At 65.3% G+C, this 23,242-nt stretch carries 16 protein-coding genes and 1 tRNA gene; 11 read left to right on the forward strand and 6 right to left on the reverse strand.

Features of this window, described 5'->3' with window-relative positions; translation table 11 throughout:
* Positions 1-4 precede the first annotated feature (4 nt).
* Positions 5-1,243: an ABC transporter substrate-binding protein gene (locus GA0071312_RS13940; protein ID WP_074445454.1), complete on the reverse strand. Its 1,239-nt coding sequence runs from the start codon at positions 1,241-1,243 to the stop codon at positions 5-7.
* A 321-nt stretch (positions 1,244-1,564) separates the two neighbouring features.
* On the opposite strand from GA0071312_RS13940, the gene GA0071312_RS13945 reads away from it, so the two are divergent.
* The 4 genes from GA0071312_RS13945 (at position 1,565) to mtnA (ending at position 8,892) form a co-directional block, all read left to right on the forward strand.
* Complete coding sequence (locus GA0071312_RS13945) at positions 1,565-3,460, forward strand: autotransporter assembly complex protein TamA (RefSeq protein ID WP_238947220.1); 1,896 nt, start codon at positions 1,565-1,567, stop codon at positions 3,458-3,460.
* On the forward strand, positions 3,460-4,077 hold the full coding sequence (locus GA0071312_RS19220) for a hypothetical protein (protein WP_083204577.1): 618 nt from the start codon (positions 3,460-3,462) through the stop codon (positions 4,075-4,077). Before GA0071312_RS13945 ends, GA0071312_RS19220 begins: the two co-directional genes overlap by 1 nt.
* 86 nt (positions 4,078-4,163) lie before the next feature.
* The gene (locus GA0071312_RS13950; RefSeq protein ID WP_131817819.1) at positions 4,164-7,763 is read left to right on the forward strand and encodes a translocation/assembly module TamB domain-containing protein; all 3,600 of its coding nucleotides are present in this window, start codon (positions 4,164-4,166) and stop codon (positions 7,761-7,763) included.
* A 28-nt stretch (positions 7,764-7,791) separates the two neighbouring features.
* Positions 7,792-8,892: an S-methyl-5-thioribose-1-phosphate isomerase gene (gene mtnA / locus GA0071312_RS13955; RefSeq protein WP_074445456.1), complete on the forward strand. Its 1,101-nt coding sequence runs from the start codon at positions 7,792-7,794 to the stop codon at positions 8,890-8,892.
* A gap of 147 nt (positions 8,893-9,039) precedes the next feature.
* On the opposite strand, the gene der is transcribed toward mtnA, so the two are convergent.
* The 4 genes from der to GA0071312_RS13975 all read right to left on the reverse strand — a co-directional run bounded on the left by der (position 9,040) and on the right by GA0071312_RS13975 (position 12,794).
* Positions 9,040-10,386 (reverse strand): ribosome biogenesis GTPase Der, encoded by a 1,347-nt coding sequence (gene der / locus GA0071312_RS13960; RefSeq protein ID WP_074445457.1) that lies wholly within the window; start codon positions 10,384-10,386, stop codon positions 9,040-9,042.
* Positions 10,387-10,430: 44 nt separating this feature from the next.
* On the reverse strand, positions 10,431-11,087 hold the full coding sequence (locus GA0071312_RS13965; RefSeq protein WP_074445458.1) for a tetratricopeptide repeat protein: 657 nt from the start codon (positions 11,085-11,087) through the stop codon (positions 10,431-10,433).
* 146 nt (positions 11,088-11,233) lie between these two features.
* Positions 11,234-12,523, reverse strand: coding sequence for a UDP-N-acetylglucosamine 1-carboxyvinyltransferase (gene murA, locus GA0071312_RS13970; protein WP_074445459.1), 1,290 nt, complete (start codon positions 12,521-12,523; stop codon positions 11,234-11,236).
* A 76-nt stretch (positions 12,524-12,599) separates the two neighbouring features.
* Complete coding sequence (locus GA0071312_RS13975) at positions 12,600-12,794, reverse strand: hypothetical protein (RefSeq protein ID WP_074445460.1); 195 nt, start codon at positions 12,792-12,794, stop codon at positions 12,600-12,602.
* Between the two features lie 199 nt (positions 12,795-12,993).
* On the opposite strand from GA0071312_RS13975, the gene hemA reads away from it, so the two are divergent.
* The 3 genes from hemA (at position 12,994) to GA0071312_RS13990 (ending at position 16,984) form a co-directional block, all read left to right on the forward strand.
* Positions 12,994-14,220 (forward strand): 5-aminolevulinate synthase, encoded by a 1,227-nt coding sequence (gene hemA / locus GA0071312_RS13980; protein ID WP_074445461.1) that lies wholly within the window; start codon positions 12,994-12,996, stop codon positions 14,218-14,220.
* Positions 14,221-14,358: 138 nt separating this feature from the next.
* Positions 14,359-14,433 (forward strand) — tRNA-Thr (locus GA0071312_RS13985).
* A gap of 160 nt (positions 14,434-14,593) precedes the next feature.
* Entirely contained in the window at positions 14,594-16,984 is a 2,391-nt protein-coding gene (locus GA0071312_RS13990; RefSeq protein ID WP_074445462.1) for a transketolase, read from the forward strand.
* 7 nt (positions 16,985-16,991) lie between these two features.
* Here GA0071312_RS13990 and GA0071312_RS13995 read toward each other — a convergent pair whose 3' ends face one another.
* Positions 16,992-17,816 carry an ion transporter gene (locus GA0071312_RS13995; RefSeq protein WP_074445463.1) on the reverse strand — a complete coding sequence of 275 codons (825 nt, stop codon included), beginning with the start codon at positions 17,814-17,816 and terminating at the stop codon, positions 16,992-16,994.
* A 303-nt stretch (positions 17,817-18,119) separates the two neighbouring features.
* Here GA0071312_RS13995 and GA0071312_RS14000 point away from each other — a divergent pair, with 303 nt between their 5' ends.
* The 4 genes from GA0071312_RS14000 to GA0071312_RS19725 all read left to right on the forward strand — a co-directional run bounded on the left by GA0071312_RS14000 (position 18,120) and on the right by GA0071312_RS19725 (position 23,215).
* Positions 18,120-20,669, forward strand: coding sequence for a sensor histidine kinase (locus GA0071312_RS14000; protein ID WP_238947221.1), 2,550 nt, complete (start codon positions 18,120-18,122; stop codon positions 20,667-20,669).
* A 28-nt stretch (positions 20,670-20,697) separates the two neighbouring features.
* Entirely contained in the window at positions 20,698-22,272 is a 1,575-nt protein-coding gene (gene tsaE, locus GA0071312_RS14005; protein ID WP_083204695.1) for a tRNA (adenosine(37)-N6)-threonylcarbamoyltransferase complex ATPase subunit type 1 TsaE, read from the forward strand.
* A 146-nt stretch (positions 22,273-22,418) separates the two neighbouring features.
* The gene (locus GA0071312_RS19720) at positions 22,419-22,616 is read left to right on the forward strand and encodes a hypothetical protein (protein ID WP_131817820.1); all 198 of its coding nucleotides are present in this window, start codon (positions 22,419-22,421) and stop codon (positions 22,614-22,616) included.
* A gap of 44 nt (positions 22,617-22,660) precedes the next feature.
* Positions 22,661-23,215, forward strand: coding sequence for a hypothetical protein (locus GA0071312_RS19725; RefSeq protein ID WP_131817821.1), 555 nt, complete (start codon positions 22,661-22,663; stop codon positions 23,213-23,215).
* Positions 23,216-23,242: the final 27 nt, after the last annotated feature.

Consider the following 23,242-nt stretch of genomic DNA (forward strand, 5'->3'; position numbering starts at 1 on the left):
CGGATCAGCGCGCCGTCCGCGCTTCCCAATCTTCGACGATCCGCGTCATCCAGGAGGGATGCGGCTCAAGCAGCACATCGGCAATCTCTTCAGGGCCTGGCATGGCGGGGTGCTGCGATGTTTGCGCGAACAGCGCGCGCGCATCCGCGTCCAGCCTGTCCGTATCGAGCACGGTGAAGGCACCGAGCACGGTCGGATCCTGCGCATGCGCCTGAGCCTCCGGCGACATCAGGAAATTCGCGACGACCATCGCACCTTCCCTGTTCGCGGCATTATAGGGTATCGCGACGAAGGAAGTGTTGCCGATGGTACCGCCATCGAGGAAATAGACCCGCGCCGTATCAGGCAGAAGCCCCGTCTCGGACAGAAGCGCCGCCGTTGCCGGGTTGAACGTCACCGCGATCTCGATCTCGCCGTCGTCAAGCAGGCGATCGAGATCGGCACTGGAGCCGGGAAAGTCCGTGCCACCCCGCCAGAAATGCGGACGGATCGCCTCATACCACGCCCAGAACGGCGCCGTGGCATCGGCATAAGTCGCATCCGTCGCCTCTTCCTGCAGCAATGCGGGATCGGGCGTCAGTTCGTAGAGCGCCTGTTTCAGGAAGGTGGCGCCCAGGAAATCGCGCGCATTTGGATGCGTCAGCAGCCCCGGATTCTCCCGCGCCCAGTCAAGCATGTCGGGGATCGATCCGGGCAGGTCCTCACGATCGACGCGGGCGGAATCGTAGACAAAGGCAACCTGGGCCACGCGCCACGGCGCCGCCATGCCATCGACGGGAATGGTGAAATCGACCACGTTGGAAGGTTTGCCCCGCTCGTCCACCAATGCATAGTTGGGTAGCGCTCCCGTAAAGGGCCCGAAAAGCAGATCCTGATCTTTCATTGTGAAGAGGTTCGGGCCGTTGATCCAGATCAGATCTACCGTACCACCCTCGTCTCGCCCGGCGGCCCGCTCGGCCACGACCCGCGCAACCGCCTCGGCGGTATCGGTCAGCTTGACGTGCTCGATGCGCACACCGTAGCGCTCGCGCACCCGCTCACCGGCCCATGCGATGAATGCGTTGCCCCTCTCGTCACCCGCCCAGGCATTCCAGTAGACGGTCTGACCTTCGGCCGCCGCCACGATCTCGTCCCAGCTCGAAAGCGCATCCGGCGCGCCATTCTGAGCCTTCGCTGCGCCTGATGAGAGCAGAAGCGCTGCGATTGCGATTGCGCCGAACCATCGGCGCCTTGGCCGTTCCATGCTTGTCACGCAGATATCTCCCGGATTTCGAACATCGCTGCACGCCGAGACGGGGCGCACTGTCACCTATACGCCGCAATGCAGCGATTCGTTACACGATCACACATCCGTGAAGGCCCTTGCGGGTTTGCCAGCGGGCTGCACGGGCGTTAAAGAAATACTCTCAATTCTGCGCTACGCAGTCATGAAGGGTACAGATTTCCGCCAAGCGGGGGCAGCGGGAATCTCTGGAGTATGTGAATGAAGCGCGTCTGCGGGCCAGTGTCCCGAACGCCTGTCTGGAAAGCGTTTTGCCTCGCCCTCATGCTCGGTATGATGCCGATGGGGAGCGCGTATGCGTTCGACTTCTTCGGCCTGTTCGGGCGTGGCGAGACCCTGCCCGAACCGAGCGCCGACGCGCTCCCCTATGATTTGCAGATCGATGTTGTCGGCGATGATTCGCAGCTGCGCACCGCGATCGAGGACATTTCGACGCTGCATCAGCTGCGCAGCGATGCTCCGCCGGATGCCCAGGCGCTCGCCCGGCGCGCGCAGGGCGACATTCTTCCCCTGATCGACGCATTGTGGGGGCTGGGCTATTACAATGCCAGCGTCGCCATCGAAGTGGCCGGGGTCACCATGCGTGTGGGGACGGATCGGGTCGATGCGGCAAACGATGCGGCAAGTCCGTTTCGCGGGAGCGCGCGGGTGCCCGTGCGCATCGCCATCGATCCGGCGCAACGCTTCACCATTCGCAACGTCGCAATCGTCGAAGCGGGAACCGGCCAGCGGCTCGGCCCGACGGCGATCCCCGAGGATGTCGTTGCCCTCGCCCCCGGCGATCCCGCTTCCGCCGCGAATATTCTGAGCGCACAGGCGCGCATCGTCGATTACTATCGCGCGCAATCGCGCCCCTTCGCCGATATCGTCGAGATCGACCCGGTGGTGAACCATCCCGAACGGGTCATGGATCTGACCATCGCGGTCTCCCCCGGCCCCGTCGCCGGCCTCGGGCCGATCACGATCGCGGGCAACGAGAATGTCGACGAGCGGGTGATCCGCTCCTTCATCTATACCGAACCCGGCGATCCCTATTCGCCCGAGGCGCTGGCAGGAATTCGCACCACCGTCACGCGGATCGACGCCCTCGCCTCAGTGCGCGTGCGCCATGGCGACACCCTCGATGCCGACGGCAATCTGCCCCTTGATGTCGAGGTGACCGAGCGGCTGCCGCGCGTGCTGGGCGCTTCGGCGCAATTCTCGACCACGGACGGCCCCTCGACGCGCGTCTACTGGACACATCGCAACCTGTTCGGTGGCGCCGAGCGACTGCGCCTCGAAGCCTCGGCCTTCTATCTGACGCAGGGCGGCGGCGCGCTGTTCGACCGGCGGCGCAATGTCTTCGACGATCTCGGCGGGCGTGTTTCCGCGAGCTTCATGAAGCCCGCCCTGTGGGGTACGCGCAATGATTTCCTCGCCGATGCCCGCATCGAGCGCGACCGGGCAGACGGTTTCGACACACGGCTCGTGAACGTGACCGCCGGTCTCCGCCATCGCTTTTCGGACACGTTCAACATCCAGGCCGGGATCGAGTATGAGCACGGCATCACCAAGGATGACACGCGCAAGCGCGATTACCGCCTCGTCGGCATCCCGCTCACGCTGGAATTCGATTCCTCCGACAGCCGGCTGGAGCCGACCGAGGGCATTCGGCTCAGTGCCGGTGTGACACCTTACGCGGGGGCGCTTGGCTCGTCCCTGAACATGGTGAAGACACGCTTCGACCTGTCGACCTACTATGCGCTTGATGATCGCGCCCGCTACATCCTCGCTGCGCGTATCGGGTTCGGCTCCATCGTCGGGCCTGATCTCGAGAAAATCCCGGCCAACCGGCGTTTCTTTGCCGGTGGTGGCGGATCGGTACGCGGCTATGCCTATCGCAGCCTGAGCCCGATGCGTGCCGGCCATCCGATCGGCGGCCGCTCCCTGATCGAAGGCTCGCTCGAGGCGCGCATCCGCATCACCGATACGATCGGCATCGTGCCCTTCATCGATGCCGGCGGCGCTTTCCGCGAGAGCTATCCGGATTTCGGGGAGCGACTGCGCTTCGCCGCCGGTCTCGGTCTGCGCTATCATACCGGGATCGGTCCGATCCGCCTCGATTTCGCCGTCCCGCTTCAAAAGGAGGATGGTCAGCGCGGCTATGGCATCTATATCGGCATCGGGCAGGCCTTTTGATGATGAAACCGATCCGCACCCTCTCCGGCATCGCTGCCCTCGTTCTCGCCGTGCTCGTCGGCGGCTGGCTCGTCTTCGCCACGCCCGGTCAGGCCGATGACGACCAGAGCGCGCTGGCCTCGCTGATCTCGCGCCTTTTGACCACGCCGACGACACGTGTCTCCATCGGCGATATCGATGGCGCCTTGTCATCGACGGCCGTGATCTCGAATATCACCATCTCCGACGAGGAAGGCCCCTGGTTGCGTCTGGATCGGGTCAGCCTCGACTGGAGCCGCGCCTCGCTGCTGCGGCGGCGTCTGCAGGTGAACGCGCTGGATATCGGCACGGTGGAATATCTGCGCCCGGCGCAGACGCCACCGCAGGAGCAGGACGCCGCCGAAAGCGGGCCACTCTTTCCCGAATTGCCGCTCGAGGTGCGCATAGATGCATTCAACCTCGATGAGTTGATCGTGGGCGCGCCGGTTCTGGGGAAGAAGCACGCTTCACCGCCGAAGGTTCCGCCCGGCTGGCAGACCCGTCAGAGGGTCTCGATCTCAGCTTCGCCGCGCGCCGCCTCGACGATGACGCCGCTCTTGATCTGGAACTCGACTATATTCCGGAAAACAACCGGCTGACCATTGATCTCGCCTTCGCCGAGCCCGCCGGCGGGCTTGTCGGCACGCTCCTTGATCTGCCTGGTCGTCCACCCGTGAATCTTACCGTGAGCGGTGATGATCCGCTCGATGATTTCGACGCCCGGCTCGATTTCAGCGCTGGCCCGCAAATCGGGGCGCGCGGTCAGGCGCGGGTGGTGCGCAACGACGCGGCCCACGATTTCGACCTCGACCTCGCCGCGCGCCTGGCCGGCCTGATGCCGCCTGCGGTCGCGCCCTTCTTCGAGGGCGAGACGCGGCTGACCGGTGATGCGCAGTTGCGCGATGATACGGCATTTCGGCTCGATGATCTGAGCCTGCGCACGCAGGTTGCACGGCTCACCATCGGCGGCACGATCTCAGCTGATCGCGATCTCGATGTCCGGGTCACGGGCCGCGCACTCCCCGGCAGTGACGGCGTCAGCCGTGCCGGTGACGTGGCGGTGGACACACTCGCCCTCGATCTGCAGGTGGCGGGCCCGCTGACGGCACCTGCCCTTGACGGTACGATCGAGGCAGCGGGAGTCGAGACGCCGCGAGCCGCGCTCGAACGGCTCGATCTCGACATCGCGATCAATCCGCAAACCGCTCGGTCAACCGGGGATGATGGCGCCGATCGCTTCGATTTCCGCGTCAACGGTGATGCGCAAGGTATCGCGCTGGCCGATTCGGCCCTCGACAGGGCACTCGGCGGCAGCCTCGAAATCGCAGCCCATGGCGTGCTCGGCACCGATGGCGTTGCCGATCTGGCCGAAGCGCGACTGATGACGCCGACCTTCGCCGGCAATCTCACCGGCAGCGTCGGCAGCGAATCGCTCGATGCGACGCTGAGCGCGATGATCGCCGATCTGGCACCGTTCTCAGGGCTCGCCGGCCTGCCACTGCGCGGCGCGGCGGATCTGACGGCGCGGATGGCGGGCAACCCGTCGATCGAGCAGGTCGTCGTGGCCCTGTCCGGCGATCTGCGTGATTTCGGCACCGGCAACGACATGATCGACGGCCTGCTCGGCGAGACGACGCGGCTGAGCGGCAACGTCGCGCAGATCCCCGGCGGTCTCTCCTTCGATGAACTGCGTCTTGCGGGCAGCAATCTCACCGCGCAGCTCGACGGGCGGGCCGATGACGGCGCGGCCGACATTCGCCTTGATGTCGGCGTGGCCGATCTCGCGCCCCTCGATCCCCGCATCACCGCCGGGCGGCTCGATGGCGATCTGCGCCTGACGGGATCGCTGGAACAGCCTGATCTGAGCGGCACAGTGCAAATCGCGGACATGATCGCCCTCGATCGTTCGGTGCCACGGCTCGCCCTGACGCTGGACGGGACCGATCTCACCGGCCTTCCGGATCTGCGCCTCGCACTCGACGGGCGCGTCGCCGGCAATGCCGCGCAAGGCGGGTTGCGGCTGCGCGCGCGTGCCGCAGGCGGATATGCGCTGGAAGATCTCGCGATCACCATCGGCTCCGCCCGCCTTGACGGCGCGGTGACCCTCGATGCCGACAACCGCGCCGAGGGGCGCATCGCGCTCGATGCAGAGGATCTCGACGATCTGAGCGCGCTGCTGCTGACGGAGCTCGGCGGCAGTCTTGCCGCGACGATTGATCTCGCCATCGCCGATGGCGGCCAGGATACGCGGATTGACGCGCGTGGTGAAGCGCTCGGTTTCGGCGATATCACCGTATCGGTCTTTGAGGCTGACATGCAGGGCAGCGACCTCCTGCGGGCCCCCGCATTCGCCGGCACGGCACGGGCGGAGAGCCTCGCCGTCGCCGGCCAGGAATTCAGCCGCGTGGCGCTGACCGCCGAAGGCGTTGCGGATGAGACACGTTTCACCGCCGAGGCGCGGGCGCAGGGTTTCGATCTCGATGCGCGCGGGCGCCTCACGCCGCGCGATTCGGATTTCGTGATCGGGCTCGACGTCCTCTCCGCCACGCGCGGCCAGCGCAGCCTTGCACTGCGGCAGCCCGCGCAGATCATCATTGCCGATGGCAGCGCCACGTTCGAGGATGTCACCATCGCGGCCAATGGCGGGCGCATCACCATCGCAGGCGCTGCCGGCGAGAGCCTCGATCTCGCCGTGGACATCACCGCCCTGCCCCTGTCGATCTCGGAGATCTTCGTCCCCGGCCTCGGCCTGACCGGGACGGCGGAAGGCGGGGCGCGACTGCGCGGAAGCGCGGATGCGCCGCAGGGCGATTACCGGCTCAGCCTCTCCGATGTCGCCCTGCCGCAATTACGCGAAGCGGGTATTCCCAGCGTCAACGTCACCGCCTCCGGCACGATTGCCGATCAGCGCATCGGCGTCGATGCCGGGATCAGCGCCGCCGCAGCGGATCTGCGCATCACCGGGAGTGTCCCGATCGATCAGACCGATGCGCTCGATCTGCGTGCGCAGGGCAATCTCGATCTCGCGGCGGCGAATATCATCCTCGCACCGCAGGGCCGGCGGCTGACCGGCGCCGCGCAGGTCGATGTCACGATTCGCGGCATGAGCGCGGCGCCGCGCATCGACGGGACGGCGACGGTCAGTGCGGGGCGTTTCACCGACGAATCGCTGGGCCTCGATATTTCCGCGATCAATACCAGGCTGGTTGCGCAGGGCGACGTGCTGCGCATCGATTCCTTCAGCGCCGCCACCCCGAATGACGGCACGCTCGCCGCATCCGGACAGGTGCGCATCGATCCTGCTGCGAATTTCCCCGGCGATCTGCGCATCACCGGGCGCAATGCGCGCCTCGTCTCGAACGATCTCGCGACCGCGACAGTCGATCTCGACCTCTCGCTCACCGGCGCCCTGGTGACGCAGCCGCTGATTTCCGGCGGCGTGACCCTGACGACGCTCGACATCACCGTCCCCGACCGCCTCCCCACGACATTGCAGCCGCTTCCCGGCACCCGCCATGTCGGCGCACCGGAAAACGTGCTTGCACGTCTGGCCCTGCGGGATGCAGCGGGTCGCGAGCGCGGCGTGCGCTTCAATGCCCGCCTCGACCTCACCATCGACAGCCCGAACCGCATCTTCATTCGAGGGCGCGGCATCAATGCGGAGCTTGGCGGTGCGCTGCGCCTGAGCGGAACCAGCCGCGATCCGGTTGCGATCGGCGGCTTCGAATTGCGGCGCGGTCGCTTCGACCTGCTCGGCCAGCGGCTCGACCTGACGCGCGGCACGCTCGATTTCGCCGGCGATCTTGTGCCCTTCATCGATTTCGTCGCCGAGACGCAGGTGAGTGACGCAACGGTCAGCATCAGGGTCTCGGGCCCCGCCGATGATCCCTCCTTCATTCTCAGCTCGGTTCCCTCCCTGCCCGAGGATGAGATCCTCTCGCGCATCCTGTTCGATCAGGCCTCGGGCGGGCTGTCTGCCGCGCAGGCGCTGCAACTCGCGCAAGGCATCGCCACCCTCACCGGTGGAGGCCCCGGCGCCTTCGACCAGCTGCGCCGGGCGCTCGGCGTCGACAGCCTCGACATCACGGCCGATGCGGAGGCTCCCGCCGTGGGCGTTTCGCGCTATATCGCCGACAATGTCCGCGTCGGTATCCGCGCTGGCGCGCGACCGGAGGATACCGGGGTCTCCGTGGATATCGACCTCAGCCGCCGATTGCGGCTACAGTCGCAGGTCGGCGCTGATGGCGATACCTCCGTGGGTATCGGCTTCGAGATCGAATACTGAGTCAACCTGCTTGTGAAGGGGACCCGCCATGAAGATCGATGGCGTTCATTACCGCACGATTTTTCCCGCCGAGGATGGCGACGGGATCATGGTCATCGACCAGACCAGGCTGCCCTTCGCCTTTGCATTGCTGCGCCTGCGCGACATGGACGAGGCTGCACAGGCGATCGTCACCATGGTCGTGCGCGGCGCCCCATTGATTGGCGCGACGGCGGCCTACGGCGTCGCCATGCAGATGCGCGCCGATCCCTCCGATGCCTCGCTGGCCGGCGCCATCCGCCGCCTCACCGCGACGCGTCCCACCGCCGTCAACCTGCATTGGGCGCTTTCGCGCATGGAGCGCTGCCTCAGCGCCGTTCCGACTTCGCAGCGTGCCGAGCGCGCCTTCGCCGAGGCGGCTGCGCTGTGTGACGAGGATGTCGAGCAATGCCGGCAGATCGGCGCCCATGCCATGACGCTGATCGCCGAGCGCCACCGCGAGACCGGGCGCCCCGTCAACATCCTCACCCATTGCAATGCCGGCTGGCTCGCCTGCGTCGACTGGGGCACCGCGCTCTCGCCGATCTATCAGGCGCATGATGCGGGCATTCCGGTTCATGTCTGGGTGGATGAGACCCGCCCGCGCAACCAGGGCGCGGCGCTGACGGCCTACGAGCTCGGTGGCCACGGCGTGCCGCATACGGTCATCGTCGACAATGCCGGCGGCCATCTGATGCAGCACGGCAAGGTCGACATGTGCATCACCGGCACCGACCGCACCACGGCCACGGGTGATGTGGCGAACAAGATCGGGACCTATCTCAAGGCCCTCGCCGCGCGTGACAACGGCGTGCCCTTCTACGTCACCCTCCCCGCTTCCACGATCGACTGGACCATCGATGACGGTGTGAGCGGCATCGAGATCGAGGAGCGTGCCGAGCGCGAGGTGACGCATCTCACCGGTCTCACCGATTCCGGGACGATCGAGACGATCCGCGTCGTGGCGCCGGGCTCGCCTGCGGGCAACCCCGCCTTCGACGTTACCCCTGCCCGCCTCGTCACCCGGCTGATCACCGAGCGCGGCATCTGCGAGGCCAGCCGCAAGGGCCTGCTCGGCCTCTACCCGGAACGCCGCGCGGCAGCGGAGTAGGACCGCCACGCGCCCCCTGCCGCATGAAGGCCGCGCCAGAACTCCCCTCTTCGCCCCCGCTCATACCTCAAAATATTCATCATCTCCCCGGTCTGTACACCGCGCTGGGGAGGGAGGCCGGGCGCGGCCTTCATGCAGGGCAATCAATCACCCGCGGCCCTTGTCGTACGGGTTCTTGCCCGTGCGCAGGGAAACCCGGATCGGGGTGCCCGGCAGGTTGAAGGCTTCGCGCAGGCCGTTGACGAGGTAGCGCGTGTAGCTCTTGGGCAGGGCGTGGAGCTGGTTGCCGAAGAAGGCGAAATGCGGCGGGCGGGCCTTGATCTGGGTCATGTAGCGGATCTTGATCCGCCGCCCCGAGACCGCCGGAGGCGGATTGGCCTCCACCGCCTCGCCCAGCCACTGGTTGAGCTTCGCCGTGGAAATGCGCGTGTTCCAGGTCTCGTGGGCCTTGAAAACAGCCTGCATCAGGCGGTCGAGCCCCTCGCCGGCGAGGCCCGAGAGCGGCACCACCGGCGCGCCCTTGACCTGCGGCAGAAGCCGCGTCGCCTTTTCGCGCAGATCCTTCAGGAGTCCCTGCTGATCGGCAACGAGATCCCATTTGTTGAGCCCGATCACCACCGCCCTGCCCTCGCGCTCGATCAGATCGACGATGGTCAGATCCTGTTTCTCGAACGGAATCGTGGCATCAAGCAGAACCACCACGACATCGGCGAAACGCATGGCGCGGATCCCGTCGGATGTGGCGAGCTTTTCCAGCTTGTCGTCAATGCGGGCACGCTTGCGCAGACCCGCCGTGTCGATCAGCTTGGCGTGGCGCCCGCGCCAGGTCCAGTCGATGGTGATCGCATCGCGGGTGATCCCGGCCTCGGGCCCGGTGAGCAGACGCTCCGATCCGATCAGCTGGTTGATCAGCGTGGATTTTCCGGCATTCGGGCGCCCGAGAATGGCGATGCGCACCGGGTCGTCATCGCCGCGCTCGGCTTCATCGTCCTCGACCGCATCGGGCAGCAGTTCGCGCAACTGGTCATAGAGCTCGTCGAGCCCGGTTCCATGCTCGCCGGAAAAGGCGATGGGCTCGCCGAGGCCGAGTTCGTAGGCGTCGTAGACATTGGCGATCCCGGTCCGGCTCTCCGCCTTGTTCGCGAGCAGGATCACCGGCTTGCCGGATTTGCGCACCAGTTCGGCGAAGGGGACGTCCGTCGGCAGAAGGCCGGTGCGGGCGTCGATGACGAACAGCACGGCATCGGCATCCTCGATCGCCGCCTCGGTCTGGGCGCGCATGCGCCCGAGCAGGCTGCCGGAATCCGCCTCCTCCAGCCCGGCCGTATCGACGATCGCAAAGCGCAGATCCGCCAGACGCGCCTCGCCCTCACGGCGGTCACGGGTGACGCCAGGCAGATCGTCGACGAGCGCGAGACGCCGGCCGACGAGGCGGTTGAACAGGGTCGACTTGCCCACATTCGGGCGGCCGACAATGGCGACGGTGGGCTGCATGGCCTTGCGCTTTCGCGTATACGCGGTTGGTCGCCGCTATCGGCTTACATGGTCTCGACAGGCCCGGCGGCCACGAGTGCGGAATAGATCTCGAGCCGCCCGCGCAGGCCCGAAGGCGTATCGGGATCGGCGGCCATCTCGTCGAACCAGCGCCCGGCCTCGTCGTAATTGTCGCGGCGCAGAGCCGCGAGCCCGAGCGCCTCGCGCGCGGAATGGCGGTAGGCGTTATCCGGAACGGCGAGCTCTTCCAGCGCGGCAGCAGCCGCTGCGGGATCGGTATCGAGCCGCAACATGGCTGCGCGCAGGCTGGCGAGATCGCGCATGCTGGTCGGCACGCTCGCATCTGAAGCGAGATCGTCGAAGGCTTCCGCCCCCCGCGACGCGCTCTGTTCACCGAGCGCAGCTGCAATGCGGAAACGCGCCAGCAGCGGGAAACCGCCGCGCTCGCCCTCGGCCAGTTCCTCCAGCATGGCGATGCCACTGTCGCGGTTGCCCTCGTTGATCATCTGCTGGGCATCGAAGAGCTGCGCCGAAGCCTCGTGGGCGCGCTGCGTCTCGATATATTCCCAGTACCGCCAGCCGCCGACGCCCGCCACGACCAGCACCGCAACCGCCACGAACACACCGCCCCAGCGCTTCCAGAACGCCATGGCCCTGTCGCGGCGGAATTCCTCGTCGACCTCGCGGAAAAACTCGTTCATTGCCTGACCTGTTCGATATTCGGCGCGCCGATGCGCATTTTGATCAAGCGGCTCGACTAGCACAGGCCTGCGCGCAAGGCGAGACGCTTTCTCCGTCGAGCCTTGCCGGCCCGTGTTCTTCTCCTGGCGCGTACGCGTTCCACATCTTATGCGCGTACGCGTTCCACTTGCGCCCCGCAGCGCGTCAGCTTGCTCTCCAGCGCCTCGAAACCGCGATCGAGATGGTAGACCCGGTTGATCGTGGTCTCGCCTTCAGCCGCCAGAGCGGCGATGACGAGAGAGACCGAGGCGCGCAGATCCGTCGCCATCACGGGCGCCCCGCGCAGTTCCGGCACCCCCTCGACGATGGCAAGATCACCGTCGAGGCGGATCTTCGCACCGAGGCGGGCGAGCTCCTGCACATGCATGAACCGGTTCTCGAAAATCGTCTCGCGAATATGCGAGATGCCATCGGCCCGCGTCATCAGCGCCATGAATTGCGCCTGCAGATCGGTGGCGAAGCCGGGGAACGGTTCGGTCGTCACGTGCACCGGCGCCAATCTGCCGCCCTGGCGGCGCACGCGGATGCCCGAGGGCGTCTGGCTGATCTCGACCCCGGTGCGCGCGACCACATCCAGCGCCGATTGCAGCAGATCCGCGCGCGTGTTCTCCAGGGTCACATCGCCGCCCGCCATGGCGACGGCCATCGCGTAAGTGCCCGTCTCGATACGATCCGGCAGCACGGCGTGGCGCGCCCCGTGCAGGCTCGTCACACCCGCGATCGTGATGCGCGGCGTGCCCGCGCCGGTAATCTCTGCGCCCATGGCGTTGAGACAATCGGCGACATCAACGATTTCGGGCTCGCGCGCGGCATTCTCGATGACGGTCTCGCCGCGCGCCAGAGCTGCTGCCATCATCGCCACATGCGTGCCGCTCACGGTCACCTTGGGAAAGGCGATCCGCGCGCCGCGCAGGCCGTCCTTCGCCCGGGCGACCACATAGCCCGCATCGATCTCGATCTCGGCACCGAGCGCCTGGAGCGCATCAATCAGGAGGTCGACCGGGCGCGTGCCGATGGCGCAGCCGCCGGGCAGGGAGACACGGGCCTCGCCGAAGCGCGCGAGCAGCGGCGCGATCACCCAGAAGCTCGCCCGCATGCGCGAGACGAGTTCATAGGGCGCGGTGGTATCAATGATGGTGGAGGCCTGGAGCCGCAGGGTCTGGCCCGATTCGGCGCTCTCGCCCGGGCGGCGCCCCACGATGGTGTGATCGACACCGTGATTGCCCAGAATCCGCAAAAGCAGCTGCACATCGGCAAGGCGCGGCACGTTCGCGAGTTCGAGCGTCTCGGCTGTCAGCAGGCTCGCCGTCATCAGGGGCAAAGCCGCATTCTTCGCGCCGGAAATCGGTATCGCGCCGTTGAGCGACGCCCCGCCGCGGATGATGATGCGATCCATGCCCTCTAACCCCCACCGAAATCATTGCCGCGACATGCCGCCGCGTCGTCGTTTTGAGCCGGCAAAAACGGCGAGATCAAGATGACTCGCCCGCCTCACCCGGCTTCTTGTCCGTCCCGGCCTGGGCATCCGGCTGCTCTGCCGCGCCGCCTGCCTTGCTCGAACCAGCCTGCAGATCCGGAGCAGCGCGTTTGCGCGCCTGCTGCTTGCGCCGTTTCAGATTCTCCCGCAACGCCGCCTTGAGCCGCGCCTCGCGCCCCTGATCCGCCATCCGCCAACCCCCGGAGACCGCCCGTTTTGCGACCCTTCGTCGCTTCGAACCGGAATAAGGCTTTACACGGGCTCTCTCAAGCGCCAATCCCCCTATATTGGAATCATTCGCATTGACGGATCGCAATGTGCGACAACGCCCGTGATGCGAAAGTTCGGTACAGCGTCGCGCGCAGCGCGGCTCATCCCCCGGTGAAGCGATGGATTACGTCCGTTATTTCGAAAACGCCCTCGACAGCCTCAAGCAGGAACGCCGGTATCGGGTCTTTGCCGATCTTGAGCGGATCGCCGGCGAATTCCCGCGTGCGCGCTGGCACAGTCCGGAAGGCGTGCGCGAGATCACGGTATGGTGCTCCAACGATTATCTCGGCATGGGGCAGAACCCCGCCGTCATCGCGGCCATGGCCGAGACGGCGCAGCATTGCGGCACGGGCGCCGGCGGCACCCGCAACATTTCCGGCACCAGCCATCCCATCGTCGGGCTCGAAGCCGAGCTCGCGGATCTGCACGGCAAGGAAGCCGCCCTCGTCTTCACCTCCGGTTATGTCTCGAACCAGACCGGCATCGCCACGATCGCGCGGCTGATTCCCGGCTGCGTGATTCTTTCGGATGCGCTCAACCACAATTCGATGATCGAGGGCGTGCGCAATGCAGGTTGCGAGAAGCAGATCTTCCGCCACAACGATCTCGCCCATCTCGAAGAGTTGCTCATCGCCGCCGGCGACAAGCCGAAGCTGATCGTCTTCGAGAGCGTCTATTCCATGGATGGCGATATCGCGCCGATCGCACAGATCTGCGATCTGGCCGAGCGCTACAACGCCATGACCTATATCGACGAGGTGCATGCGGTGGGCATGTACGGCCCGCGCGGCGCCGGCATCGCCGAGCGCGACGGGGTGATGCATCGCATCGACGTGATCGAGGGCACGCTCGGCAAGGCTTTCGGTGTGCTCGGCGGCTATATTACCGGACGCACGGCGGTGATCGACGCGGTCCGCTCGCATGCGCCCGGCTTCATCTTCACCACCGCCCTGCCCCCGGCGATCTGCGCGGCGGCCGCGACCTCCGTGCGCCATCTCAAGGCCTCGCAGGTCGAGCGTGACGGCCAGCAGCGCCAGGCCGCGCGCGTGAAGCAAGTTCTCGGCGAGGCCGGCCTGCCGGTACTGTTGACGCCGACGCATATCGTTCCGGTGATGGTGCGCGACGCCGAGACCTGCAAGGCGGCCTCGGACCGTCTGCTGGAGCGGCACGACATCTATATCCAGCCGATCAACTACCCCACCGTCCCGCGCGGCACCGAGCGCCTGCGCATCACCCCGACACCGCTCCACGGCGAAGCGCATATCGGCCATCTGCGCGACGCACTGCTGGAGACCTGGGAGGCGCTCGGCCTGCCGCTGCACGAGATCCGCCACGCCGCCGAATGAGGGGCGTGACGGCCCGGAATGCGCGAAATCCCGGTGCGGAGCATTTTCTTCATCGAAACAGCCCCGCCGCTCTTGCCAGCCCCCGCGCAATCCGATATCCACCCGCCGCAAGCGAGACGCCACGCGCCTCGCCCTTTCGCTGCCGTAGCTCAGTGGTAGAGCACTCCCTTGGTAAGGGAGAGGTCGTGAGTTCAATCCTCACCGGCAGCACCAGCGCAAACGCTCCCGAGCAAAGCTGATCGAGATTGCGCATTGCCAAGTGCGCCTTGTCTCCGGCACCCTTCCCTTGACGTCGCATCCCGCGCTACAACATCGGGGAAATCGTCGCCGCGGTCGCATCAGCCGCAGCGCGCCCTTCAGGAGCCCCCCGACCATGAGCGATCCGCGTCTGCCGTTTCTCGCCGAGCTGGAAAAGAAGATCCTGTGGCTGTCCACCTGGACGATCCATAATGCGAACCATCTGCGCGAGAGTGCGGACGGGTTGAAGGTCGGCGGGCATCAGGCGTCATCGGCCTCGCTCGCCACCATCATGACGGCGCTCTACATGGCCGCGCTCCGGCCCGAGGATCGCGTCGCGGTGAAGCCGCATGCGAGCCCGGTCTATCACGCGATCCAGTATCTGTTCGGCAAGCAGAGCCGGGAGAATCTGGAGAATTTTCGCGGCTTCAAGGGGGCGCAATCCTATCCCTCGCGTACCAAGGATGCCGATGACGTGGACTTCTCGACGGGCTCCGTCGGGCTGGGCGTGGCGCAGACGCTGTTTGCCAGCATCGTGCAGGATTACGTGAAGGCGCATGGCTGGGCCAAGGATCGCCGCGAGGGCCGCATGATCGCCCTCGTCGGCGATGCCGAGATGGATGAGGGCAACATCTTCGAGGCGCTGCTGGAGGGCTGGAAACAGGGCGTGCGCAACACCTGGTGGATCGTCGATTACAACCGTCAGAGCCTCGACGCCGTCATCCGTGAAGGCCTCTATGCCCGGTTCGAGGCGCTGTTTCGCGCCTTCGGCTGGGATGTCGTGACGCTGAAATACGGCTCGCTGCTTGAAGAAGCCTTCGCCGAGCCCGGCGGCGACAAGCTGCGCGACTGGATCGACACCTGCCCGAACCAGCTCTATTCCGCGCTGACCTTCCAGGGTGGCGCTGCCTGGCGCAAGCGGCTGATGGATGATCTGGGCGATCAGGGCCCGCTCACGGCCCTGATCGAAAAGCGCTCCGACAAAGAGCTCGGGCGGCTTATGACCAACCTCGCCGGCCACGATCTGCCGACATTGCTGGAGGCCTTCGAGGGGATCGACCATGATCGCCCCGTCGTCTTCCTCGCCTACACGATCAAGGGCTTCGGCCTGCCGCTCGCCGGCCACAAGGACAACCATGCCGGCCTGCTCACGCCCAAGCAATTCGCTACCTATCGCGAGCAGGCGGGCGTGCGCGAGGGGCATGAATGGGATCGCTTCGAAGGGCTCTCGCTGCCCGAAGACGCGCTGGAGGCCTTCCTCGACAAGGTGCCATTCCGCGCCGGTGGCGAGCGACGCCTGAGCGCGCCGGTCCTGCCTGTGCCGGATGATTTCCCGGTGCCGCACCAGGCAAGCCTGTCGACGCAGCAGGGCTTCGGCATGATCCTCAACGAACTCGGCCGCAACGACACGCCGCTCGCCGAGCGGATCGTCACCACCTCGCCGGACGTGACCGTCTCGACCAATCTCGGGCCCTGGGTGAACCGGCGCGGGCTGTTTGCCCGCCAGAGCCTCGCCGATACCTTCAAGGCGGAGCGCATCCCCTCCACCTTCAACTGGGATTTCAAGCCCGAGGGCCAGCATATCGAGCTCGGCATTGCCGAGATGAACCTGTTCATCCAGCTCTCGGCGCTGGGATTGTCGCATTCGCTGTTCGGCGAGCGGCTGATCCCGATCGGAACGCTCTACGATCCGTTCATCTCGCGCGGCCTCGATGCGCTGAACTATGCCTGTTATCAGGACTCGCGCTTCATTCTGGCCGCGACGCCATCCGGAATCACGCTGGCGCCGGAGGGCGGGGCGCACCAATCCATCGCCACACCGCTGATCGGCATGTCGCAGGACGGGCTCGCCTCATTCGAGCCGGCCTATGTGGACGAGCTGGCCGAGATCATGCGTTTCGCCTTCGAATACGTCCAGCGCGACGGCTCCGGCGAACCGGACGAGCGCACCTGGCTGCGCGACGAGACCGGCGGCTCGATCTACATGCGGCTGTCGACGCGGGCAATCGAACAGCCCAACCGCAAGATGACGCCGGAACTCGCCCAGGGCATTGTCGATGGCGCTTACTGGCTACGCGAACCGGGCCCGAATGCGCAGGTGATCGTCGCCTATACCGGGGTGATCGCGCCGGAGGCGATCGAGGCGGTAGGGCTGATGGCGGAGGATCGCCGCGATGTCGGCCTGCTCGCCGTCACTTCGGCGGACCGGCTCAATGCCGGCTGGACGGCGGCGCAGCGGGCCCGCGAGCGCGGCCTCGTGCATGCCCGCAGCCATATCGAGCGGCTTCTGGCCGATATCCCGCCCCATTGCGGCATCGTCACCGTGCTCGACGGCCACCCCGCCACGCTGGGCTGGCTCGGCGCCGTTCATGGCCACCGCACGCGCTCGCTCGGCGTGGAGCATTTCGGCCAGACCGGCACCATCGCCGATCTCCACCGGCATTACGGCATCGACGCGCAAGGCATTGTCGCGGCTGCAGAAATGATCGCGCCGGGGCGGCCGATCCGGCATCTGAAGGCTTTGTGAGGCGCCCCTACTGCGCGGGCGTGCGGCTGCCGATCGCCCCGCGCAGTTCCGCAATCTCGGCACGCAATGCCTTGATCTCCTCGGCGAGCACCTCGCGCGAATCCTGGGCGGCCTGCTGCTTCGCCTCCTCGGCCTTGCGCTCTTCCTCATGCGCCACCTCGTGCTCGACCTGCATCGCATTCACCACGATACCGATGAACAGGTTGAGCATGGTGAAGGTGGTGGAGAGGATGAAGGGCAGGAAGAAGGCCCAGGCATAGGGGTAGACCTCCATGACGGGGCGGACGATCCCCATCGACCAGCTCTCCAGCGTCATCACCTGGAAGAGCGTATAGGCCGAATGCGGGATGGTGCCGAACCAGTCCGGGAAGCTGGCGGCGAAGAGCTTCGTCGCCATCACCGAGAAGACGTAGAACAGCAAGCTCAACAGCAGCACGATAGAGCCCATGCCGGGCAAAGCCCCGATCAGCGCGCCGACGACGCGTTTGAGCGAGGGCACGATCGTGATCATGCGCAACAGACGCAGCACCCGCAGCGCACGCAGCACCGAGAAGGCGGCGGTGGCGGGCGCGAGCGCGATGGCGATGACGGTGAAATCGAACACGTTCCACGCGTTCTTGAAAAAACGCAGGCGGTAGACCGCGAGCCGCAGGCCGATCTCGATGACGAAGATCGTCAGGATGACCTGGTCGAGCGCCAGCAGAAACGGCCCGAAATTGGCCATCGCCCAGGCGCTGGTTTCCAGCCCCAGCGTGACCGCGTTCACCGCGATCAGCGTCATGATGATGCGCTCCAGAAGGCGCGATTCGACGAACGCCCTGATACGGTCCACTGCTCTATCTCCGGGTCGATGCTGATTCCACAGGCGGCGCGGCGCGCCTTCGAGGATTGAAGTGCGCATGAACGCACCCGTCGTCAAGCTCCGGCGCTCCCTGAGCAAATCGCGCCACGACCGGGACAGCAAAAACCGCCGGGCGGCACGGCAAGAGCGACCGCCTCCGCGCATTTGCACATTAAACATCCCTTAACCCACTTTCGGGCGAACTGGGATGCGGAATAGTGTATCCCTCTGATTCGGATTCGCGTGCTTCGGCGACGCGGATTCGCGCGGTGGCGAGCGGAGTGATTCTCGATCATGATCAGGAGATGGCGGGGCGCGGGACGCAATGGCACGGGGATGCTGGAAGCAGCCATCCGCAACCGGACGACGCGCGTCGCTGCATCGGGTCACAGGCTCTTGCTGCGCAGCATGACGGCACTCGCCAGCATCGCCATCGCCCCGCCCGCGCTGGCCGCGCCCGCCAATACCCGCGCGGACGGTTTTCTCACCACGCTCACAGAGCCGCATCTCGCGGTTTCCTTCGCCTTCGTTGCCGGAAGCGCGATCTTCGTCCTCACCACCGCCGTGTTCTATCGCATGGAACTGCGCAACTGGCGCGCGCGCGAAGCGGGCATGCGGGCCGAGCTGGCCGAGTTGAGCAGCGCGCATGACCGCGCCGAGATCCTGATCGGCGCGGAGAGTCAGATCGTCGTCAGCTGGGAGAGCCGCGACGCACAGCCGCGCATCGAGGGCGATCCGACGACACTGGGCACCGGCATCGGAGGGCGGCGTATCCTCGCATTCGGCTCCTGGCTCGGCGCCGCCGATGCCTCCGCGATCGAGGCGGCACTGCAACGCCTGCGCGAACGCGGCGAAGCTTTCCGGATGACGCTCAAGACCAATGCCGGGCGCTTCATCGATGCCGAGGGCCGCGCACTCGGCGGTCGGGCGATCCTGCGCCTGCGCGACGTCACCGGCGAGCGGGCCGAACTGATGAAGGTCAAGCGCGAATTCAAGCGCATTCATGATGAACTGGAGCGGCTGCGCACGGTGCTCGATTCCGTCGATCAGCCGGTCTGGCTGCGCGATGGTGACGGTAAGCTCGCCTGGGCCAATGCAGCCTATCTCGCCGCGATCGAGGCCGAGAGCGTCGAGGACGCACGCGGTCGCAAACTGGAACTGCTCGATTCCGCAGCGCGGGCCCAGGCCGCGCAGCAGCGCGAGGCCGGCAAGCGTTTCGCCGCGCGCACCGCAGCCATCGTCATCGGCAAACGCCGCATGCTCGACGTGACCGAGACCCCCTCCCCCGGCGGTGCGGCGGGCGTCGCCATCGATGTCAGCGAGGTCGAGCAGTTGCGCACGGACCTCAACCGGGAGATGGAAGCGCATGTGCGCACGCTTGACCAGCTCCCCACCGCCGTGGCCATCTTCGACGCCAGCCAGCATCTGACCTTCCACAACACCGCCTATCGTCAGCTCTGGGGGCTGGATCAGCCCTTCCTGGATAGCGGCCCCGCCGATAACGAGATTCTCGACCGTCTGCGCGGCATGCGCAAACTCCCCGAACAGGCGGATTTCCGCAGCTGGAAGACGGATGTGCTCTCGGCCTATCGCAGCATCGAGCCGCGCGAGACCTGGTGGCACCTGCCGGACGGGCGCACCCTGCGCGTCGTCGCCAATCCCAACCCCAATGGCGGGCTGACTTACCTCTTCGACGATGTCAGCGATCACATCAAACTCGAATCGCGCTTCAACGCGTTGCTGCGCGTACAGGGCGAGACGCTCGACACTTTGGCCGAGGGCGTGGCCGTGTTCGGCTCGGACGGACGCTTGCGCCTGTCGAACCAGGCCTTCGCCCGCCTCTGGCGCTTGCCCGAGGCGCTCACCACCGACAACCCGCATCTCGATGCGGTCATCGCGCATTGTCAGCAGAACGTGCCGGCCGAGGAGCCCTGGGCGGAGATCCGCGCAGCTGTGGCGGGCGGCGCGGACGGGCGCACCGGCTTTGCGCTGCGCATGGAACGCAAGGACGGGATCGTGCTCGACTGTGCGGGCCAGCCGCTGCCCGATGGCGCGATGCTGCTCACCTTCATCGATGTCACCGCAAGCGTGAATGTCGAGCGCGCGCTCACGGAGAAGAACGACGCGCTTGAGCGGGCGGCGCAGCTGCGCGACGAATTCGTGCACCACGTCTCCTACGAGCTGCGCTCGCCGCTCACCACGATCATCGGCTTCACGCAACTGCTCTCGGACGAAACCGTCGGCGCACTGAATGAGCGCCAGCGCGAATATGCCGGCCATATCATGCGCTCCTCCGGGGCGCTGCTTGCCATCATCAACGACATCCTCGACCTTGCCTCCATCGATACCGGCTCGCTCGCGCTCGAACCCGGCGAGATCGATATCCGCGAGACGATCGAGGCGGCCGTGCGCGGCCTGGAGGATCGCATCGCCGAGAGCGATCTGCATCTCGATATCACCGTCGACGAGACCATCGGCAGCTTCACCGGCGACGGAAAGCGCATCCGGCAGGTGCTTTTCAATCTCATATCCAATGCAATCGGATTCTCCGAGGCGGGCGGGCGCATTCGCGTGTCGGCGCAGCGGCGCGACGACGAGATCGTCTTCAGCGTCGCCGATCAGGGCCAGGGTATGCCCGAACACGTCGCCGCACGGGTTTTCGAGCGATTCGAAAGCCATACCGGCGGCACCACGCATCGCGGCGTCGGGCTGGGCCTTTCGATCGTGCGCTCCTTTGTCGAATTGCATGGCGGGCATGTGAAGCTCGAATCGTCACCGGGAACCGGAACCACGGTGACTTGCGTTTTCCCGGCTGACGGCCCGCGCCGGCTTGCGGCAGAGTGAGCCGGCGGGCAGCAACGAGACGAGTGCGATGGCTTCGAAACCGGCCGATTCCGGCCTCTCCGCCCTGCCTCCCGGCCCTGACCCGCATGTACCGGTCTGGGAGCTGACGCTCGCGGATGAGGAAGCGACGCTCGATCTGGCGCGCTTCATCGCGGATGAACTGCGCCCCGGCGACGTGGTGACGCTCTCTGGTGGACTCGGGGCCGGCAAGACGACGCTGGCGCGCGCCGTGATCCGGTCGCTGACGGGGGACCCCGGGATGGAGGTTCCCAGCCCGACCTACACCCTGATGCAGATCTATGACGGCCAACGCTGCCCGGTCGTGCATGCCGATTTCTACCGCATTGCCGGCCCGGGCGAACTTCTCGAAATGGGCTGGGAGGAAGCCACCGAATCCGCGATCACGCTGGTGGAATGGCCCGACCGGGCCGAGGAGGCGCTGGCGCGCTCGCGGCTCGAGATCACCCTCGACATGATCCCGCCCGAACAGGGCGGCGGGCGCGTCGCGATCATGGTGGGGACCGGCGCCTTCGGCGAACGCGTCACCCGGGCCCGCGCGCTCAAGGCGATGCTGTTGCGCACCGGCTGGGACCAGGCCGAGCGCACGCCGATGACCGGGGATGCCTCGTCGCGCGCCTATGAGCGCCTCACCCGCGCCGACGGTGCGACCGCGATCCTGATGATCTCCCCACGCCGCCCGGACGGGCCCGCGATCCGTATGGGGCGTTCCTACAGCGATCTCGCCCGGCTGGCGGAGAGCATCCACGCCTTTGTCGCCATGGATCGCGGCCTGCGCGCGCTCAACTTCTCCGCGCCGAAGATCTATGGCGAGGATCTCGATATCGGCCTCCTGCTGATCGAGGATCTCGGCCCCGGCGGCGTGGTCGATGCGAACGGGCCGATCCCGGAGCGTTATGCGGAGGCGGCGGCCCTGCTTGCGAAATTGCACCAGACGCCGCTGCCACATGTCCTGCCCGTCGGCGATGATCTCGAACACGTGATCCCGCCCTATGATGCGCAGGCCATGCTGATCGAGGTTGAGCTGTTCCTTGACTGGTACCTGAAATACCGGATCGGCACGACGGCCTCGGGCGCAGCACGCTCCGAATTCCTCAATGCCTGGGCGGATGCGCTGGAGCCCGCGCTCTACGGTCCGCAGAGCTGGGTTTTGCGCGATTACCATTCGCCCAATCTCATCTGGCTCCCCGAGCGCGAGGGGCTCGCGCGGGTCGGGCTGATCGATTTCCAGGACGCGGTGATCGGCCCGCCCGCCTATGATCTCGTCTCGCTCCTGCAGGATGCGCGCATCGACGTGCCGGCATCGCTCGAAATCAAGCTGCTCTCGCAATATTGCAGGCTTCGCCGGGAGGCCGACGAGAGCTTTGATCTGCCCGGCTTCACCAAAGTCTACGCCCTGATGGGCGCCCAGCGCGCCACCAAGATCCTCGGCATCTTCACCCGCCTCGACATCCGCGACGGCAAACCCGGTTATCTCGACCACATCCCCCGCATCGAAGCCTATCTCGCCCGCAATCTGGAGCATCCGGCGCTGGCGCGGCTGAAGGCGTGGTTTACGGCGCATGGCCAATATCCACGGCGATGAGAAAGGAGGATATCAACAATTTTTTCGAGTTTCGCGCAGAAGTGTGGCGCACTATTTGCAAGAATCTTTATGGCCTCGCCATTCTCAATGTTGACAAAAGGTGGCCCGCAATCATATATGGCGCCCCAAATAGAGGAGTGACTACAATGTCGGAAAATCTTGACTCAGAACAGCGACTTGAAGACCGTTCACAAACCAGTGCCTTTTTGTCTGGCTGGTTCGATGAGCAGTTCGTTCATGGCCCCGATCCTGAATATGGATATCCCAAGAATCATTTACCCGAAGTTCCCGATGGTTTTGAACTAGAAATTGCACGAAACCCCTTTAGTGCGGAAGAAACGTAATATTTTACATGAGCACATAAAAGAATTTACATTCGGGGGCGATAATGAAAATAACAAATCAGACTTTACCTGGTCTTATGGCGGGTAAAGAAACTTTTGTAGAAATATACAAACAATTTGCTGATGCGAAGTTACGCGAAGCACGACTTACACCAAAACTATCCCGCCCGCGTTTGATCGAGGTAAGGGGTGCTTGGCGCAACGATTTGACCCGGGTTCAGGAGCACGAGCCGAACTTGAGTCAGGGCTTGGACCATTTCAAGCAGGCAGCTCATCTCGTGTTTTGGCTTAGGCGAATGAGTCCGCTCGTTGAAGCGCATGACGATTACGATAATATTGCTGACGCGCAGGGCTATCCACTGACTGACTCTGAAAAGTCATTTCGGAAAATTCTTCTCCCTTATGCAAATGAGTTTCTTGCATTTGATTTTGGCCTCCAGATAGTTAGATTTTACGAAAACGGGAAACAAACCTCAACGCAAAAAATAAACGCAACAGAAATTCCTGCTGATTACTACAAAACTGTATGCCATTTTTTAAAATTCAAAACCGTTTCTCCGCACGCAATAAACCTCATTTATCGCTCGCTTTTCGTTTGAAGCGATGAGTAGCAATTGAGCTTCAAG

It is taken from the genome of Saliniramus fredricksonii, from assembly GCF_900094735.1.
GTDB classification, from domain to species: domain Bacteria; phylum Pseudomonadota; class Alphaproteobacteria; order Rhizobiales; family Beijerinckiaceae; genus Saliniramus; species Saliniramus fredricksonii.